The sequence below is a fragment of the Streptomyces sp. NPDC086835 genome (assembly GCF_044745705.1).
Lineage (GTDB): Bacteria > Actinomycetota > Actinomycetes > Streptomycetales > Streptomycetaceae > Streptomyces.
This window is the reverse complement of sequence record NZ_JBIVAU010000011.1, coordinates 268,714-286,048: the sequence shown is the minus strand read 5'-3', so window position 1 is coordinate 286,048 and position 17,335 is coordinate 268,714. Positions and strand designations below refer to the sequence as shown.

Genomic DNA, 17,335 nt, shown 5'->3' with positions numbered 1-17,335 from the left:
GCCATGCGCATCTCATTTCTGCTCCACAACGCCTACGGCATCGGCGGGACGATCCGTACGACGTTCAACCTCGCCCGCGCGCTCGCGGAACGGCACGACGTGGAGATCGTCTCGGTCTTCCGCCACCGCGACCGGCCGTCCATGGGCGCCCCCGCCGGTGTGACCATGAAGCACCTGGTCGACCTGCGGAAGAAGAGCCCGGGCTACGACGGGGACGACCCGCTCGCCCGGCTCCCCGCGAAGGTCTTTCCCCGCGGCGACGGCCGGCACCGGCAGTACAGCCGCCTCACCGACGCCCGGATCGCCGCCCACCTGGCCTCCCTCGACGCGGACGTCGTCGTCGGCACCCGGCCCGGCCTCAACGTCCACATCGCCCGGCAGGCCCGCCGCGGCGTCGTGCGCGTCGGTCAGGAGCATCTGACGCTCGACAGCCACGGGTACCGCCTGCGCCGTGAGATCGGCCACCGCTACGCCCTGCTCGACGCCGTCACCACCGTCACGGCGGCCGACGCCCGTGCCTACCGGGAGCGGCTGAAGCTGCCCGGCGTACGCATCGAGTCCGTGCCCAACAGCGTGCCCGCCCCGGGCGTCGCCCCCGCCGACTGCACCGCCAAGTGGGTCGTCGCGGCCGGTCGCCTCACCAGGGTCAAACGCTACGACCTGCTGATCAAGGCCTTCTCCAAGGTGGTCGCCGCCCGCCCCGACTGGCGGCTGCGGATCTACGGCAGCGGTGACGCGACCGGCAACGAGAAGCAGGCGCTGCGCGAGCTCATCGAGGAACGCGGCCTGCACAACCACGTCTTCCTCATGGGCCCCGCGAACCCGCTGGAGCCGGAGTGGGTGAAGGGCTCGGTCGCCGCCGTGACCTCCAGCCTGGAGTCGTTCGGCATGACGATCGTCGAGGCGATGCGCTGCGGCCTGCCCGTCGTCTCCACCGACTGCCCGCACGGCCCCCGCGAGATCATCGACGACGGCACCGACGGCCTGCTGGTTCCGGTCGGCGACGTGGACGCGATCGCCGACGCCCTGCTCCGTCTGATCGGTGACGACGAACTGCGCCGGAGCGTGGGCCGCGCCGCGCTGGTGTCCTCCGCGCGGTTCGACCCCGCGCCGATCGCGGAGCGCCACGAGGCGCTGTTCGCCGAGCTCGTGGCCCGTGGTGAGAGCGGACGCTCGCGCAGCGCGCTGCGCGAGGCGCTGCACCGGGGGAGGAGCTCGCTGTACGACGGGGCCTACGCACTGCGTTACGTTGCCGCGGACCTGATCCGCAGGGGGAGGAAGAGCGGATGAGCACCCCGACGACGGCCGAGGGTCACCTGGCGCCACGGGCCGACTGCCTCGCTGCCGGCGACGGCGGTATCACCTTCGACGTCTTCGGGCCGTCGGCCGTCGGCGCGGTCCTCGTCCTGAGACGGCGCGGCGGCAAGGCCCCGGCGGACGAGCTGCGGCTGCCGCTGACCCCTCCGGGCGACGGCACCCCCGCACGGGCCGTGCTGCCCGCCACCGCGGAGCTCGCCGAGGGCCGCTGGGACGCGTACACGGAGACGGGGGAGGCGGTGCAGCCCGGCATCCGCGACGTGCGGGTCCTCGTGGACCAGGCGCCGGCGTCCGGCCCGGTTGCCGTACGCGTCCCGTACCCGACCGCCGACGGCCGGCTCGCGCTGCGCTGCTGGCGGCGGGCACCGCATGCCGAGGCGGGCGACCTCGCCTTCGCCCCCGAGCAGGGCGCCATGTCCGTGACGGGCGTGCTGTACGGGGCGGAGCTGGGCGACGGCCCGGTGGCGCAGGCCCGGCTCCGGGCGGGGGAGCGGATGCACGAGGTGCCCGTCACCGGCGAAGGCCGGGCGTTCGGTTTCACCCTGCCGTACGGGCCGCTCGCGGAGGGTGCCGAGGACGCCGGCGCCGGCAAGGAACGGCTGTGGGAGCTGTGGCTGCGGCCGGCCGCGGGAGCGGCCCCGATGCGGATCTCCCGCATCCTGGACGACGTCTGGGACAAGAAGTCGATCTTCGTCTATCCGAAGCAGCGCATCGCCGGGCACACCGTCGCCCCCTGCTACACCGGCGACAACGACCTCTGCGTCCGCGTCGCACCGGCCGGCTGAAGCGCCCGCACCGGCCGACGGAGTTCACCATTGCGGACAGAAGCTGTCCGCGACGCCTGGCAGACTCCTTGGCATGTTGGAGACCTCGGCACGACTGCTGCGCCTGCTGTCCCTGCTCCAGGCCCACCGCGAATGGTCCGGCCCCGACCTGGCCGACCGGCTCGGTGTCACGCCCCGGACGGTCCGCAGGGACGTGGACCGGCTGCGCGAACTCGGCTACCCGGTCAACGCCAGCCCGGGCACCGGCGGCGGCTACCAGCTCGGCGCGGGCGCGGAGCTGCCGCCGTTGCTGCTGGACGACGAGGAGGCCGTCGCCGTCGCCGTCGGCCTGCGCACGGCGGCGGGCCAGGGCATCGAGGGCATCGGCGAGACGTCCGTACGGGCTCTCGCCAAGCTGGAGCAGGTACTGCCGAACCGGCTGCGGCGGCGGGTGAGCGCGCTCAACGCCTTCACCGTTCCCATGCTGCGCGGACAGCAGCGTTCCACCGTCGACCCCGGTGTGCTCACCGAGCTGGCCAACGCCTGCCGGGACAGCGAGCAGCTGCGTTTCGAGTACCGCGACCACGGTGGCGCCGCCACCCGACGGACCGTCGAGCCGCACCGGCTGGTGTGCACGGAGCGCCGCTGGTACCTCGTCGCCTGGGACGTGGAGCGGGGCGACTGGCGTACGTTCCGGGCCGACCGGATCGTGCCCAAGCCACCGCACGGCCCCCGCTTCGCCCCGCGCACGCCCCCGGCCGACGACCTCGCGGCCTATGTCTCCAAGGGCGTCTCCATCGGCGCGTACGCGGCCCACGCGGTCATCCTGCTGCACACCTCCGCCGAGCAGGCGGCAGGGATCATCGGCCCGTCCGACGGGGTGCTGGAGGCGGTGGACGAGAGCCGCTGCCTGCTGCGGACCGGGGCCGCGAGCCTGGATGTGATGGTGGTCCACGTGATGCTCCTGGGCGTCGACTTCGAGGTGGTCGAGCCGCTAGAACTGACCGGGCACATCCGGACGATCCGTGACCGGCTCTCGCGGGCCCTTGGTACGGACGAACCGGTGGGTCCGGAGGATTCTGTGAATTCTGTAAAGGAAGCGTGAATCGCTCGTGATGGGTGAATTGCCGTGCCGACCGGAATTCGCCGGAATCCAATGGGTCGATGGAAAGTAATTGGCCATGATCCACAGGCGCGTGCCGAATGACACATGAACGCACCCGAAGAGCCCGTTCGGGTGAACGAGTTCGAAGCGATCATGTGTCGAGAAGCTGTGACAGAAGCGTGACCCCCGAGGTATGTGGGGCTGCTGGGGTGATCGCCGTCCCCGCTTCCGTCACCGTCCGCTGCCGCCTACGGTGGTGAGCATGGCACCCATACCGACCCCTCCCGCACAGCCCGACGACAACCCCGAGTCGTACGTCGGCCTCGACGCGGCGGCAGCCGAGCAGCAGGCCCGCGAGCGGGGCTGGTCGACCGTCAGAGCGCTGCCGCCCGGTTCGATCATCACCATGGAGTACATGGCGGGCCGGCTGAACTTCGAGGTGAAGGACGGCTCGGTGATCCGCTGCTGGAAGGGCTGACCGGGCCCGTCCACGCAGGCCACGCTCTGGACGGCCGGCTCACGGAACGTGCGCGGGGCCCGGTACTCCACGAGTACCGGGCCCCGCGCACGTTCCGTGAGCCGGCCTGCGCGTCAGCCGCCCGTCATGGGCCGCGAACGCGGTGGACGCCTGCTGCCCGACGGGGTCACCGGTGTCCGCTCCGAGCGCGCGTGCGCCCGGGACCGGTCGTGAGTGGCCGTCCTGGTGCCCGACGCAGGCCGGCCGGGCGTGGGGCCGACCCCGGCCACCGGCTCGCGTGGCGTGTCCGTCTGGGCGGCCTCGGTCCCACGCTGCGCGAACACCGCGGGCCGCGGTCCTCCCGACGCGACGGGCAACGAAGGGGCGGACGCCCGGCGCCTGCGCCACTGCTCGCGCAGACCGAGGATGAAGGCCTCCGCGCGGGCGATCAGCGGCTCGCACCAGGGCAGCCCGAGCAGGATCAGCAGACCCGCCGCCCAGCCCAGCAGCACGTCGCTCAGCCAGTGGGTGCTCAGGTACACGGTGGTCAGGCCGACGCCGAGGGAGACCACCGCCGAGAGCGCCGACAGATAGCGCCGAGCCCTCGGAGTGGTGGCCAGGTAGGCCAGGATTCCCCAGGTCACCACCGCGTTGGCGGTGTGTCCGGAAGGAAATATATCGCCGCCGGCGAAGAGCTCGGCGGAGCCGATCTGCGTCGCGTAGTGGGGGCCGAGCCGGCCGAGCCCGATCTTGACCGCGCCCACGGTGACGTTCAGCAGCAGCAGGGCCGCACCGAGCGCGAGCAGGGGCCGCAGGGTGTGCTGGCGCCAGGAGCGCCAGCCCAGCCATGCCGCGACCATGACGGCCGTCGGGCCGCGCTGGCCGAGCGTCACGAAGTAGTCGAGAAACGCGTGCTGCTCCGGCCATTGCTCGTAGGGCCGGAAGAGCATGAGCTTCCAGTCGAGCGCCACGAGCCACGTCGACGCGAGCACGGCGACGACGATGGCCAGATAGAACGCCGACGTCCCGCCGAAGAGGGCGAGACGTGTGCGGCTCATCCGCGGGATCTCTATCTTCGGCGGTTCCGGCTCCCGGTCCAGGCGGGCAAAGATGTCGGTACGCACGCAATCGACGTTACAGCGAGTGAGTGTGTGGTCCGGTCGATCCACTCTCTTCGTGATGCCTATGTGATGTGGAGTTTGTCTCAGGTCCAGTTGCATTCCGGGACCGTCAGGAAAAGCAGGTGACCTTGTTCCCTATTTATCGGACGGTCTTCTCGGAGGGGTTCCTTCCGTAGGTCGCCAACGGTTCACCGGGGCAGCGTGCGGAATTTCCGGGGCGTTCAGGGCCTGCGGGATTTCCCCGGGTGGCGGTGCGGAGTGGCGTACACCACACCGGCCCGCCCGGACCGGTGAGAGATCGACCACGCGCACCGCACGCGAACTCGCGTACGCTGACCACTCGCTCGCCCGTCGACGCCGGGCCGCCCAGCCGGGACATCCCCGTACCACCGTCCCGGCAGGCCCGCCGAGCGCGAGGGATCACCCGGGAGGTACGTACATGTCCGTGACGCCCACGGCCGGCGCACGCCTGCGCTCCGTCGGCGGCGGCGCCAATCGCTGGGTCGTCCTCTTCGTCCTCTGCGTCAGCCTGCTGCTCGTCGCCCTCGACGCGACCGTGCTGCACGTCGCGGTGCCCGCGGTCACCGAGGACCTGCGCCCGAGCGGCATCGAGCTGCTGTGGATCGTGGACGCCTATCCCCTTGTCTGTGCCGCGCTGCTGATCCTGTTCGGCACGCTCGGCGACCGGGTCGGCAGACGCCGGGTGCTGCTGCTCGGCTACGGCATCTTCGGCGCCGCCTCCGCTGTCGCCGCCTTCGCGCCCGACCCGCAGATCCTGATAGCCGCCCGCGCCCTGCTCGGCGTCGGCGGCGCGATGATCATGCCGGCGACGCTGTCGATCCTGCGGGCGGTCTTTCCCGACCGGCGCGAGCGGGCGACCGCGATCGGCATTTGGACGGCGGTCGCCGCGGTGGGCGCCGCCACCGGACCCGTGCTCGGCGGTTTCCTCGTCGAGAACTTCTGGTGGGGTTCCGTCTTCCTGATCAACATCCCGCTCATGGCCCTGATCCTCCCCCTCGGCCGCTGGCTGCTGCCCGAGTCCAGGGGTGGCGCGGACGGTCCGTGGGACGTGCTCGGCGCACTGATGGCCGCGGCCGGGGTGCTCGGCGTGGTCCTCGGGGTGAAGCGGCTGGGCGTGGGCTCCGGTCCGCTGGACCTGGGCGCCATGGGACCGCTGCTCCTCGGCGCGGCACTTTTGGTGCTGTTCGTGGGGCGGCAGAAACGCCGCCGGCATCCGCTCGTCGACATGCGGATGTTCGCCCGGGCCGCCTTCTCCACCTCGGTCGGCTGCATCATCCTCGCCATGCTGGCGCTGGTGGGTCTGGAACTGATCGCCGTCCAGTACCTCCAGCTGATCCTCGGGCTCGGCCCGCTGGAGACCGGGCTGCGGCTGCTGCCGCTGACCTTCGCCGCCATGGCCGCAGGCGCCACCGGCTCGCACACCTTGAACCGTCTCGGCCCCCGCCGGATGGTCGGCTGGGGATTCACCCTGACCGCCGTCGCGGTGCTGCTGCTGACCGTGATGGGTCAGCACGACCGCCCGTGGCTTCTGACCGGCGCGTTCGTCCTGCTCGGTTTCGGGCTCCAGACGACGCTGTTCGGCGCGTACGAGTCGATGCTCAGTGAGGCCCCGGCCGACCAGGCGGGCGGCGCGGCCGCGATAGGCGAGACCTCGTACCAGCTCGGCGCCGGCATGGGCATCGCCCTGCTCGGCAGCGTGATGAACGCCGCGTACGCTCCCGCGGTCGCCTCGCTCTCCGGCGTCCCGGCGTCCGCGAGTTCGGCGGCGGCGCACTCGCTCGGCGAGGCCTACCAGGTGGCCGACCGTCTCGGCGGCCCCGCGGGGGAGCTGCTGCGGTCCACCGCCCGTCACTCCTTCGTGCAAGGCCTGCACATCACACTGGTGGTCAGCGCGGGCCTGCTGCTCCTCGGCGCGGTCGCCGCGCTGCGGCTGCCGCGGATCATGGAGTGCGGCACGTCGGAGAAGTGCCCGCAGCCGAGGCAGGCCGAGCCGGTGTCCCTTCCCACGACCCGTGAGTCCGACGCCTCCGGCAGCATGACCGTCGGCGCGGCGGCGAACCGCGCCGGGGCCGGGGTGCCCGCGGGCCGCAGGCCGCAGGTGTCCGGACGGCCCGCCCCCGTCGAGGCGGCGGGGTCTGGACGCACGGCACACTGACCCGTAACGTCTGGCGAGGCCGCTGACTAGCACTGCTAGTTTCCGGCCGCGCCGCCCTTCCTCCCCGCACGGTCACGGCCGGGGAGACGTCCAGTGCCAGAGCCGCCGGAGGTCACCTCATGTCCACAACGTCGAAGCTTCCGCCCTTCGATCCCGGCGACCCGCTCGGCATCGACGACCTCCTCCATGACGAGGACCTCGCGATCCGCGACACCGTCCGCGCCTGGGCCACCGACCGCGTCATGCCCCACATCGCCGACTGGTACGAGCGGGGCGAACTCCCCGGCATCCGCGACCTCGCCAAGGAACTCGGCTCCATCGGTGCACTGGGCATGTCGCTCGAGGGCTACGGCTGCGCGGGCGCCACCGCCGTCCAGTACGGACTGGCCTGCCTCGAACTCGAAGCCGCGGACTCCGGCATCCGCTCCCTCGTCTCCGTACAGGGCTCGCTCGCCATGTACGCGATCCACCGCTTCGGCTCCGAGGAGCAGAAGCAGCGCTGGCTGCCCGGCATGGCCGCCGGCGAGATCATCGGCTGCTTCGGCCTGACCGAGCCCGACCACGGCTCCGACCCGGCCGCCATGCGCACCCACGCCAAGCGCGACGGCTCCGACTGGGTCCTCACCGGCCGCAAGATGTGGATCACCAACGGCTCCGTGGCCGGTGTCGCCGTCGTCTGGGCGCAGACCGACGACGGCATCCGCGGCTTCGTCGTGCCCACGGACGCCCCAGGCTTCTCCGCGCCGGAGATCAAGCATAAGTGGTCCCTGCGCGCCAGCGTGACCAGCGAGCTCGTGATGGACGAGGTCCGGCTGCCCGCCGACGCGGTCCTCCCGGACGTCACCGGACTGCGCGGCCCGCTCAGCTGCCTGAGCCACGCGCGCTACGGAATCGTGTGGGGCTCGATGGGCGCCGCGCGCTCGAGTTTCGAGGCGGCGGTGTCGTACGCGCGGACACGGGAGCAGTTCGGCCGGCCGATCGGAGGGTTCCAGCTCACTCAGGCCAAGCTCGCGGACATGGCCGTCGAACTGCACAAGGGGATCCTGCTCGCCCACCACCTCGGCGTGCGGATGGACGCGGGGAAGCTCCGGCCGGAGCAGGTCAGCTTCGGAAAGCTCAACAACGTGCGCGAGGCGATCGAGATCTGCCGCACCTCCCGCACCATCCTGGGCGCGAACGGGATCTCGCTGGAGTACCCCGTGATGCGGCACGCGACGAACCTCGAGTCGGTGCTCACCTACGAAGGCACCGTCGAGATGCACCAGCTCGTGCTGGGCAAGGCGCTCACCGGTCTCGACGCCTTCCGTTAGGCCGGCGCGGCCCGGCGGGACCGGCGAGCTCCCCCAGCCGCCCGCTGGGAGGTGCCCCCACTCAGCTCTGGTTGAAGAAACCGTCCTGCGAACGGCCCGCCGGGTCGCCGCTGACGATCTCGGTGTCCGCGGGGGTCAGCAGGAAGACCCGCGTCGCGACCCGCTCGATGGAGCCCCGCAGCCCGAAGGCGAGACCCGCGGCGAAGTCCACGACCCGCTTCGCGTCGCCGGGCTCCATCGACGTCAGGTTCACGATGACGGGGACGCCGGAACGGAACAGCTCGCCGATCCCGCGGGCGTCACGGAAGCCGTCCGGGGAGACGGTGGCGATCCGGCGGCCCTCCTGCTGCGCGGACTCGGAGGCGACACGCACCCGCGGGTCGGTGACCCATGCGTCACCCGTCTCAGCACCCTCGGCGTACTCGTCGTCGTAGTAACGCCCGTCGTCCTCGACGAGTCCCAGCCAGGCGCTCGCCTTACGCACCGATCCCATGGACGCCTCCTTTCATCGCGGTCTCTTGTCGTTCCGCATATCCCCTATCGTCGTCCATGATGCGGATCGGGCGCCAAGTGGATAGTCGGCGCGCAGGGGATTCGTGACGGTACTGGTGCAGAACTTGTGGCGATTCGTCAAGGTCCGGCCGCTGCAGGGGGCATGACGGGATGAAAATATAAAAGTCGGGCCGGACGGGTGACCTTGGGGACGTACGGGTGAACGGCCGGGTCGATACGATGCCCACCGCACATCTCAGCGACTCGCGGGGGGCCGTCGTGTTCGGAATCGTCAGACCATGCTCGCACCGGCTCACGGACGGGCTGAAGACCGAGTGGATGGCCCATCTGTGCGGGCTGTGCCTGGCACTTCGCGCCGACCACGGACAGTTCGCCCGGGTCGTGACCAACTACGACGGCCTGATCGTCTCGGTCCTGACGGAGGCTCAGGCCGAGCACACGCCGGCAAGGCGCCGCACGGCCGGGCCCTGCCCGCTGCGCGCCATGCGCACCGCCCCTGTCGCCCGCGGCGAAGGCGCGCGCCTGGCCGCCGCCGTCTCACTGGTCCTCGCCTCCGCGAAGATCCGCGACCACGTCGCCGACGGGGACGGCGTGTTGGCCCGCGGGCCCGTGGCCGCCGCGGCCCGCCGGGTCGCCGGTGGCTGGGACAGGGCGGGCGCGCGCTCGGGCGCCGCGCTCGGCTTCGACACCGCGGTGCTGCTGGAGGCCGTCGACCGGCAGGCGGGGCTCGAGGCGCTGGCGGGGCCCGGCACGCCGGTCCTCACGGTCACGGAGCCGACGGAGACCGCGACGGCGGCCGCCTTCGCGCACACCGCCGTGCTCGCCGGCCGGCCGGAGAACGCGGCGCCGCTCGCCGAGGCCGGACGGCTCTTCGGCCGGCTGGCGCATCTGCTGGATGCCGTGGAGGACAGGGAAGCTGACGCCGCGTCGGGTGCGTGGAACCCGCTCACGGCCACGGGCACCTCGCTCGCCGAGGCGCGCCGGCTCGCCGACGACGCGCTGCACGGGATCCGGCTGGCGCTGCGGGACACGCACTTCGTCGACGACAAGCTGGTGCACGTCCTCCTCGTGCACGAGCTGCGCACCTCCGTCGACCGGGCGTTCGGCACCGTCACCTGCGCGCACCAGGGGTACGGGGCCGCCCAGCCGCCCTCGTACGGGAACCCGCAGAATCCGCACCAGGGCGGCGCCCCGGGCTCGTACGGCTCGAATCCGTACGGCTCGAATCCGTACAGCGGCGGCCCCTACGGGGGCGGTGCGGGGGCACCCGGCGGTCCCGGCGGTATGCCGCCCGGTCCGGGAGGGCACCAGGGGCGCCCGCCGCGCCGGGGGTTCTGGGCCGGCTGCGCCGTCTTCGTCGGCCTGTGCTGCACCTGCCGGCTGTGCTGCGCCAAGGAGTACGAGGGGCCCTGGTCCCGCAAGAAGCGCGAGGGCTGCTGCCGCGACTGCGACTGCCCGGACTGCGGCTGCGACTGCTGACACGCCGTCACCCGGCTTCCGTGACGCCCGCGACGGTGGCGGCGGAAGTGATCCGTCCGTCCCGCGGTCTTGTGTGTCCGGTCCCCGGAAGCCACTATCTCTGGCAGTGCATGTCAGGAACACGCCATCCTGGCCGGCGCCTCACGGGCCCGCCACCGCGGGTTCTTCCCTTCTTCCCAGGAGGAGCACAGTGAGGATCAAGCGCACCAGAGCACTGCTCGCCGCAGGCGCGGCCCTGGCGGTCACCGCCGCCGTCGCACCGTCCACCGCCCAGGCGACCCCCACGCCCGGCCCCGCCCTGGCCGCCCAACTCGCCCGCGCGGACGCCGCCGTCCTCGCGGCCGGTGTGGAGGGCACCGCATGGTACGTCGACCGGACACTCGGCCGTGTCGTCGTCACCGCGGACTCCACCGTCTCCGACACCGAGATCGCCTCGATCCGCTCGGCCGCCGCCGAGGATGCCGGCGCGATCACGGTCAAGCGCACGCCCGGAGTGTTCAAGCCGCTCCTCGGCGCGGGTGACGCCATCTACGGCAGCGGATACCGCTGCTCGCTGGGCTTCAACGTGCGCAGCGGCAGCACGTACTACTTCCTCACCGCCGGCCACTGCGGCGACGAGGTGCGGACGTGGTACGCCAACTCGGCACAGTCCACGCTCATCGGACCGACCGTCGGATCCAGCTTCCCGGGCAACGACTACGCCCTCGTCCGCTACGACAACACCTCGCTCAGCCACACCGGCGGCTTCACGGCCGCCGACGCCTACGTCGGCGAGTCCGTCAAGCGCTCAGGCTCCACCACCGGCACCCACAGCGGCACCGTGACCGCCCTGGGCGTCACCGTCCACTACTCCGGTGGTGGCACCGTCCGCGGCATGATCCAGACGAATGTCTGCGCCGAGCCCGGCGACTCCGGCGGCGCGCTCTACGACGGCACCAAGGCCCTCGGTCTCACCTCGGGCGGCAGCGGCAACTGCAGCACCGGCGGTACGACGTTCTACCAGCCCGTGACAGAGGCCCTCGCCAAGTACAGGGTCAGCCTCTACTGACCTCCCCAAGCCCCCGCCGCCATGCGCGGCAGGGAGGCCGTGCGGCCGAAAACGCACCCTTGCGGTGTATGACCGTATGGCTTGAAACTCCCCCACAGCGTCGGCCTCAGGCCGCGCCTCACGGGCCCTGCACCCCCACTGCGGGCCCCTGATTCCCCTCTGGAGGAACGACAAGTGAGGATCAAGCGCACCGACCCCCGCACCCCCACCACCGCCAGACGCACCCGGCTGCTCGCCGTGGCCACCGGCCTGACAGCCGCCGCGGCTCTGGCCGTCCCCACCGCCAACGCCGAAGAGACACGGACCTACAGCGCGCATCAGCTCGCCGCGGCGAGCGACGCCGTGCTCCAGGCGGACGTCCCCGGCACCGCCTGGCACGTCGACCAGGCCACGGGCACGCTCGTCGTCACGGCCGACAGCACCGTCTCCCGGGCCGAGATAGCGAAGATCAAGCGCGAGGCCGGAACCAACGCCGGCGCACTGCGCGTCGAACGCACCCCCGGCACGTTCTCCAAGCTGATCTCCGGCGGCGACGCGGTCTACGCGTCCGGCTGGCGCTGCTCGCTGGGCTTCAACGTCCGCAGCGGCAGCACCTACTACTTCCTCACCGCCGGTCACTGCACCGACGGAGCGGGAACCTGGTACACCAACTCCTCGCGCACGACGAGCATCGGTCCCACGACCGGTTCGAGCTTCCCGGGCGACGACTACGGCATCGTGCGCTACTCGAACACGTCGCTGTCGCACCCCGGCACCGTCGGCGGCACGGACATCACCAGCGCGGCCAACGCCACCGTCGGCATGTCCGTCACCCGCCGCGGTTCCACCACGGGCACCCACAGCGGCACCGTGACGGGCCTCAACGCCACGGTCAACTACGGCGGCGGCGACATCGTCTACGGCATGATCCGCACGAACGTGTGCGCGGAACCGGGCGACAGCGGCGGCCCGCTCTACTCCGGCAGCCGGGCGATCGGTCTGACCTCCGGCGGCAGCGGCAACTGCAGCACCGGCGGGACGACGTTCTTCCAGCCGGTCACCGAGGCGCTGAGCCGTTACGGGGTCAGCGTCTACTGACGCGTCGTCCCCGGCACGGCAGCCTGTGACCGTCGAGCCCTCGTCCGTATGACAGGACGAGGGCTCGACGTATGGTCCTGGTTTGAGAGGATGTCAGGACGGCGGGGAAGCGCAGTGACGGGGGTTGCGACGCAGTGAAACGCATCGGAGTGACGGGCCACCGAGGCATCCCGGCCGAGGCCCGTGCCCACATCCGCGCCGGGCTGCGGGCCGTGCTGTGCGGCCATCAGGGCTCGATGGAGGCCCTGTCGAGCCTCGCGGTGGGCGCCGACCAGCTCTTCGCGGACATCGCTCTGGACTGCGGCGCGGAACTGACCGTCGTCATCCCCAGCGGCGACTACGAACAGGGCTTCACGGCCCCGGAGGAACTGGCCCACTACCGCCGGCTCAAGGCCCTGGCCACCCGGGAGGTCAGGCTGGCGTTCCCGTACTCGACCGACGAGGCCTACTACGCGGCAGGTGCCTACATCGCCGACCACTGCGACCGGCTCCTCGCGGTCTGGGACGGGCTGCCCGCCCGCGGGCACGGCGGTACCGGCGACATCGTGCGGTACGCCCGGGACCTCGGCAAACCCGTGACCGTCATCTGGCGCGAGGGACTCAAGAGGGACTGACGCACGCCCCCGTCACACGGTCAACTGCGGTGTCTGACCAGCCAGTCCGTGTGCTGCGGGGAGACGATGCGCTCGGTCTCGTAGACCGCGGAAGGCCACTGGGCGTCGGTCACCGTCGTCTCCATGGCCGTGTGCATGGCCGCCAGGTCCTCCTCCACGAGCGAGTGGGCGGCGATCAGCGGCTGGTGACGACGGATCTCGCCCCAGGCCAGACACGCGGCGGCCGCAGCGGACAGCACGCCCTGGGCGTGGAAGGAGTCCGCCACGGAGAAGGTGCGCAGTGTGGCGAAGAACAGCGCGAAGAGGGTGAGCAGGGCGATCGAAGCCGACCAGAGCGCGGTCGCGCGACGGGACATCTCGGTACGCCGGTGGTACCAGTTGCGCTGCTCGATCAGCCGGTCCCGGACGTAGGTCTCCTTGCGGACACTGAAGGGCTTGGCCCGCAGCCGGCGCATGGGGGTGGTGATCAGGTCGTCTGCCGCGGTCTCCCCGTCCGCCGTGCGCGGATCCTCCCAGCCGACCTTGGCCAACTCCCGTAACCCTTCCTCCAGACGGGTGGAGAACAGATCATCGGCGCCACGCTCGGAGACGTGCGAGTCGAAGGGCGCGCCGTGCACCGCGTACCGCCAGCACATCGACTTGATGAACTCCGCTGCGGAGCGGTTCAGTTGCCAGTGCGACTTTGCTCGACGCCGGGTTGAGCGGTACCCCAGCACCAGTACCCCGGCGTACGCCAACGCACTGAAGAACGAGGCGACTTGGAAGGACCCGCCGACCTTCAACGAGGTGGGGAGCGAGGCCAGAGCGGCGCCGGCCACCAGCAGGAGCAGCTGTGACCGGGTGACCGTGACCGCCTCCCGCTGGCGGGCGACGGCGATGGCGTCCGTGCGGTGGTAGAGGACCGGTAGATCGCCGTTGCGGAAGACCATGCTGTGCAATGGGCTGGAAATCTCGCTCATACACACCCCCGTCTGCGGTTTTGTGTTCACTCATTAGGCGGAATCGCTTGTTCCTTGCGGCCCTGCGAGAATGTGGTGCAACTCTTTTGTTGCTTATCCCCGTGCTGAGTTGCTGAGAGTGGCCATGAGAGTAAAGTCGTGCCGCCGGCATCGCAACGGTGCGTGGTATCCCCGCAGACACAGCCTTGAGCTGAACACAACATCAAGGACGGCCCCCCAATGACCCTTCACTCCTCCGCATCCTTCGCCGCTGCGAAGAAGAATCGCGTTCCGCTGGCGCAGATCGACGTCCGCGGCGCCGATGCCGTGCAGAAGCTCGCCCGTGTCCTTCCCGCTTCCGAAGCACGCGGCCTGCGCGTCACCACGTTCAACTCGTCGCTCTGAGCGACTCCGCAGGGCTTCGGACCGGCCCTAGACTGGTGGAATGACAGGACCCACACTGGTCCCCTTCCAGCAGATCGTTGTGAAGGTCCACAGCAGGTGCGACCTTGCCTGCGATCATTGCTACATCTATGAACACGCTGATCAGAGCTGGCGTACCCGCCCGAAGGCAATCTCTGACGAAGCGATTTCCTGGACAGCTCTGCGACTGGCCGAGCATGCCAAGAGCCATGCCCTGCCCTCCGTGTCAGTGATCCTGCACGGAGGGGAGCCTCTGCTGGCAGGCCCCGAGCGTCTGCGCCGCGTCTGCGAGGAGTTCACCGCAGCCCTTGAACCGGTCGCCGCACTCGATCTGAGGATCCACACCAACGGCATTCAGCTGAGCAGCCGTTTTCTCGACCTGTTCGACGAATTCGACGTCCGGGTCGGCATCTCCCTCGACGGGGACCGCAAGGCCAACGACCGCCACCGCCGCTACGCGGACGGCCGCACCAGCCACCCGCTCGTCCTGCGGGCCGTGGACCTCCTCCGCCAGGAGCGCTACCGCCACCTCTACCTCGGCCTGCTGTGCACCATCGACGTCGCCAACGACCCGGTCGCCGTGTACGACGCCCTCGCCGAACTCGAACCTCCCCGCATCGACTTCCTGCTGCCCCATGCCACCTGGGACGACCCGCCGGCCAGGCCGGACGGATCGCCCACCGCCTACGCCGAGTGGATCCTCGAGGTCTTCGACCGCTGGGACGCCCGTGGCAGGCCCGTGCCGGTGCGGCTCTTCGACTCGGTGTTCTCCACCCTGGCCGGCGGCCCCAGCCTCACCGAATCCCTGGGCCTCGCCCCCTCCGACCTCGTCGTCGTCGAGACCGACGGCACCCTGGAACAGGTCGACTCGCTGAAGAGCGCCTACGAGGGCGCGGCCGCCACCGGGTTCGACGTCTTCCGGCACCGCTTCGACGACGTGGCCCGGCACCCCGGCGTCCAGGCACGCCAACTCGGCCTCGCGGGCGTGAGCCGGACGTGCCGTCAGTGCCCGGTCGTCCGCTCCTGCGGCGGCGGCCTCTACACACACCGCTACGCCACCGGCTCCGGCTTCGACAACACCTCCGTGTACTGCAACGACCTCAAGGCGCTCGTCCGCGGCATCGAGGAGCGCACGGCGCAGTCCACCGCGTCCCCGGCCGTGAGCGATCCGGAGGCGCTGCTCATCCTCCAGCAGGACCTGACCCGCTACACCCTCGCCCGGCTCAACGAGGAGCTCGGCGGCCACGGCGGCGAGCGGTGGTCGGCCGCCTGGGAGCTCGCGTCGGCCATCGAGGAGACATCGCTCGGCCTCGACGAGATCTACGCCCACCCCTACACCCGCACCTGGCTGCACACCTGCCTCGACGCCCTGCGCGAGCAGCGCCCCGACGCGATCCCACTCGCCCTGCGCCTGGAGTCCTATGTGGCCGCCGCGGCCCTGCGGAGCCGGCTCGGCGTCCCCGTACGGGTGGGATGCCCCACCGGCACGCTCGTCCTGCCCACGCTCGGCGAGCTCCGGCTGACCGACGACGGGCCGTGCGAGGCCGAGGTCGTCGGCGGGCCCGACGAGGTGCTCGTGAGCGTGCCGGGGCGCGAGGCGTTACGCGTACGTCCCGGCGAGGCCGCGCCCGGCTGGCGGCCCCTGCGGCGGCCCGGCCTCGAAGGCTGGCCGGGGCTCGTGCTGGAGGACGTCGACCCGTTCCGGGACTGCTTCGACGAGCCGGTGCGTGCCGCGGGCGACACCGAAGCGCTCTCCCGGGCATGGGCCCTGCTGCGGAACGCCGCGCCGGAGCAGGCGGCCGAGATCGCGTCCTGCCTCACCACCCTGACACCCCTGCGGAGCGGCGGTCCTTCGGTCGGACGACACGCCTACGGCGCGCTGGGCATCAGCCTGGAGGGAACCCCCACAGAACTGGCGGCCGCACTCCTGCGGGGCTTCTCACGGGCCAAACTGCGCGCGATCGCGGAGGTCACCGACCTGCTGGCCGAGGACGGCGCCTGGCTGCACCCCGCCCCCTGGCAGGACGAGCCGCTGCCCGCGTCACAGTTGCTGGCCGGAGCCTACGAACGCGTCCTGCTGGCGCCCCTCGACCCGGCAGCCACCGCCCACGCCGTCCTCGCCCTCAAGGCTCTGCGCGACGCACCGGAACCCACCGTCAGCGGCAAGCGCCTCATCGCCGCCCTGCACAAGGAGGCAGTCCGTGACTGACCCGTCAGGCGACCGCGAACCGTTAGGGGCCCTACGCGCCCTGGGTGTGCGCAGCGGCATGACGCTCCTCGTCCACGCCTCCCTGCACGCCACCGGGCTCGGTGCCCGCCGGCTGCGGGACGCGCTGCTCGAGGCCCTCGGGCCCGAGGGGACCCTGGTCGTCCCGGCCTTCACGGCGGAGAACTCGGACACCTCGTCCGCGTATCTGGCCCGGGTGCGCGGCATGACACCCGAGCAGGCGGCGGCCTTCCGGGCGGACATGCCGGCCTTCGACCCGGCCACCACACCCGCTCAGGGGATGGGCCGGCTGGCCGAATCCGTACGGACCGCCCCCGGCGCACAGCGCAGCGCACATCCGCAGACGTCGTTCGCGGCGCTCGGCCGGCGTGCCGCGGAACTCCTCGCCGAGCATCCGCTGGACTGCCATCTGGGAGAACGCTCACCGCTCGGCGCGCTCCATCGCGTCGGAGCGCACGTATTGATGATCAATGTGGGCTTCGCCAAATGCACCGCGTTCCATCTCGCCGAATACCGCGTCGGATCCCCGCTGCGCACCTACCGTTGTGTGGTGCGGCGGCCGGACGGCGGCTCCGAATGGACCGAATACACCGATGTCGTGCTGGACGACAGCGATTTCGAGGCGATCGGTGCCGCGTTCTCCTGGGGAGTGGAACGAAGCGGACAACTCGGCGGAAGAACCGCAAGGCTGTTCTCGATCAGGGACGCGGTCGACCACGCGAGGGGTTGGATGACCGAAAAGCGGTGATGATTGACCGAACGGCAG

Annotated in this window: 16 protein-coding genes; 13 read left to right on the top strand and 3 right to left on the bottom strand. The window is 71.2% G+C overall.

Annotation, left to right across the window (positions count from 1 at the left end):
• Nucleotides 1–3: 3 nt before the first annotated feature.
• From ACIPJI_RS30865 to ACIPJI_RS30850, 4 genes are all read left to right on the top strand, one after another.
• Nucleotides 4–1,290 carry a glycosyltransferase family 4 protein gene (locus ACIPJI_RS30865; protein WP_356625505.1) on the top strand — a complete coding sequence of 429 codons (1,287 nt, stop codon included), beginning with the start codon at nucleotides 4–6 and terminating at the stop codon, nucleotides 1,288–1,290.
• Nucleotides 1,287–2,102 carry a hypothetical protein gene (locus ACIPJI_RS30860; RefSeq protein ID WP_402250061.1) on the top strand — a complete coding sequence of 272 codons (816 nt, stop codon included), beginning with the start codon at nucleotides 1,287–1,289 and terminating at the stop codon, nucleotides 2,100–2,102. The genes ACIPJI_RS30865 and ACIPJI_RS30860 overlap by 4 nt, the downstream gene beginning before the upstream one ends.
• A gap of 73 nt (nucleotides 2,103–2,175) precedes the next feature.
• The gene (locus ACIPJI_RS30855; RefSeq protein WP_402250059.1) at nucleotides 2,176–3,186 is read left to right on the top strand and encodes a helix-turn-helix transcriptional regulator; all 1,011 of its coding nucleotides are present in this window, start codon (nucleotides 2,176–2,178) and stop codon (nucleotides 3,184–3,186) included.
• A gap of 262 nt (nucleotides 3,187–3,448) precedes the next feature.
• The gene (locus tag ACIPJI_RS30850) at nucleotides 3,449–3,664 is read left to right on the top strand and encodes an I78 family peptidase inhibitor (protein ID WP_307705639.1); all 216 of its coding nucleotides are present in this window, start codon (nucleotides 3,449–3,451) and stop codon (nucleotides 3,662–3,664) included.
• A gap of 113 nt (nucleotides 3,665–3,777) precedes the next feature.
• Here ACIPJI_RS30850 and ACIPJI_RS30845 read toward each other — a convergent pair whose 3' ends face one another.
• Entirely contained in the window at nucleotides 3,778–4,767 is a 990-nt protein-coding gene (locus ACIPJI_RS30845) for a phosphatase PAP2 family protein (protein ID WP_402250057.1), read from the bottom strand.
• Nucleotides 4,768–5,203: 436 nt separating this feature from the next.
• Here ACIPJI_RS30845 and ACIPJI_RS30840 point away from each other — a divergent pair, with 436 nt between their 5' ends.
• Both ACIPJI_RS30840 and ACIPJI_RS30835 read left to right on the top strand, forming a co-directional pair.
• The gene (locus tag ACIPJI_RS30840; RefSeq protein ID WP_402250055.1) at nucleotides 5,204–6,940 is read left to right on the top strand and encodes an MFS transporter; all 1,737 of its coding nucleotides are present in this window, start codon (nucleotides 5,204–5,206) and stop codon (nucleotides 6,938–6,940) included.
• A gap of 119 nt (nucleotides 6,941–7,059) precedes the next feature.
• A complete protein-coding gene (locus ACIPJI_RS30835) occupies nucleotides 7,060–8,250 on the top strand; it encodes an acyl-CoA dehydrogenase family protein (protein ID WP_307705635.1) in 1,191 nt (396 codons plus the stop codon).
• Nucleotides 8,251–8,311: 61 nt separating this feature from the next.
• Here the strand turns inward: ACIPJI_RS30835 and ACIPJI_RS30830 are convergent, their stop codons facing one another.
• Complete coding sequence (locus tag ACIPJI_RS30830; RefSeq protein ID WP_005319308.1) at nucleotides 8,312–8,743, bottom strand: cell division protein SepF; 432 nt, start codon at nucleotides 8,741–8,743, stop codon at nucleotides 8,312–8,314.
• 239 nt (nucleotides 8,744–8,982) lie between these two features.
• Here ACIPJI_RS30830 and ACIPJI_RS30825 point away from each other — a divergent pair, with 239 nt between their 5' ends.
• The 4 genes from ACIPJI_RS30825 to ACIPJI_RS30810 all read left to right on the top strand — a co-directional run bounded on the left by ACIPJI_RS30825 (nucleotide 8,983) and on the right by ACIPJI_RS30810 (nucleotide 12,981).
• Nucleotides 8,983–10,242 (top strand): DUF5685 family protein, encoded by a 1,260-nt coding sequence (locus ACIPJI_RS30825; protein ID WP_402250053.1) that lies wholly within the window; start codon nucleotides 8,983–8,985, stop codon nucleotides 10,240–10,242.
• 190 nt (nucleotides 10,243–10,432) lie between these two features.
• Nucleotides 10,433–11,290, top strand: coding sequence for a S1 family peptidase (locus tag ACIPJI_RS30820; RefSeq protein WP_356622982.1), 858 nt, complete (start codon nucleotides 10,433–10,435; stop codon nucleotides 11,288–11,290).
• A gap of 174 nt (nucleotides 11,291–11,464) precedes the next feature.
• A complete protein-coding gene (locus tag ACIPJI_RS30815) occupies nucleotides 11,465–12,367 on the top strand; it encodes a S1 family peptidase (protein WP_402250051.1) in 903 nt (300 codons plus the stop codon).
• Between the two features lie 134 nt (nucleotides 12,368–12,501).
• Nucleotides 12,502–12,981, top strand: a complete 480-nt coding sequence (locus ACIPJI_RS30810; protein ID WP_307705631.1) for a hypothetical protein — start codon at nucleotides 12,502–12,504, stop codon at nucleotides 12,979–12,981.
• Between the two features lie 20 nt (nucleotides 12,982–13,001).
• On the opposite strand, the gene ACIPJI_RS30805 is transcribed toward ACIPJI_RS30810, so the two are convergent.
• On the bottom strand, nucleotides 13,002–13,910 hold the full coding sequence (locus tag ACIPJI_RS30805; RefSeq protein ID WP_402250119.1) for a DUF4231 domain-containing protein: 909 nt from the start codon (nucleotides 13,908–13,910) through the stop codon (nucleotides 13,002–13,004).
• 249 nt (nucleotides 13,911–14,159) lie between these two features.
• On the opposite strand from ACIPJI_RS30805, the gene fxsA reads away from it, so the two are divergent.
• Genes fxsA through ACIPJI_RS30790 form a run of 3 tightly spaced genes read left to right on the top strand, consistent with a single transcriptional unit; the run spans nucleotide 14,160 to nucleotide 17,317 of the window.
• Nucleotides 14,160–14,324, top strand: a complete 165-nt coding sequence (gene fxsA, locus ACIPJI_RS30800; protein ID WP_307705630.1) for an FxSxx-COOH cyclophane-containing RiPP peptide — start codon at nucleotides 14,160–14,162, stop codon at nucleotides 14,322–14,324.
• 40 nt (nucleotides 14,325–14,364) lie between these two features.
• On the top strand, nucleotides 14,365–16,551 hold the full coding sequence (fxsBH, locus tag ACIPJI_RS30795; RefSeq protein WP_402250050.1) for a radical SAM/SPASM protein FxsBH, inactivated beta-hydroxylase extension form: 2,187 nt from the start codon (nucleotides 14,365–14,367) through the stop codon (nucleotides 16,549–16,551).
• Entirely contained in the window at nucleotides 16,544–17,317 is a 774-nt protein-coding gene (locus ACIPJI_RS30790) for an AAC(3) family N-acetyltransferase (RefSeq protein WP_356622976.1), read from the top strand. Before fxsBH ends, ACIPJI_RS30790 begins: the two co-directional genes overlap by 8 nt.
• Nucleotides 17,318–17,335: the final 18 nt, after the last annotated feature.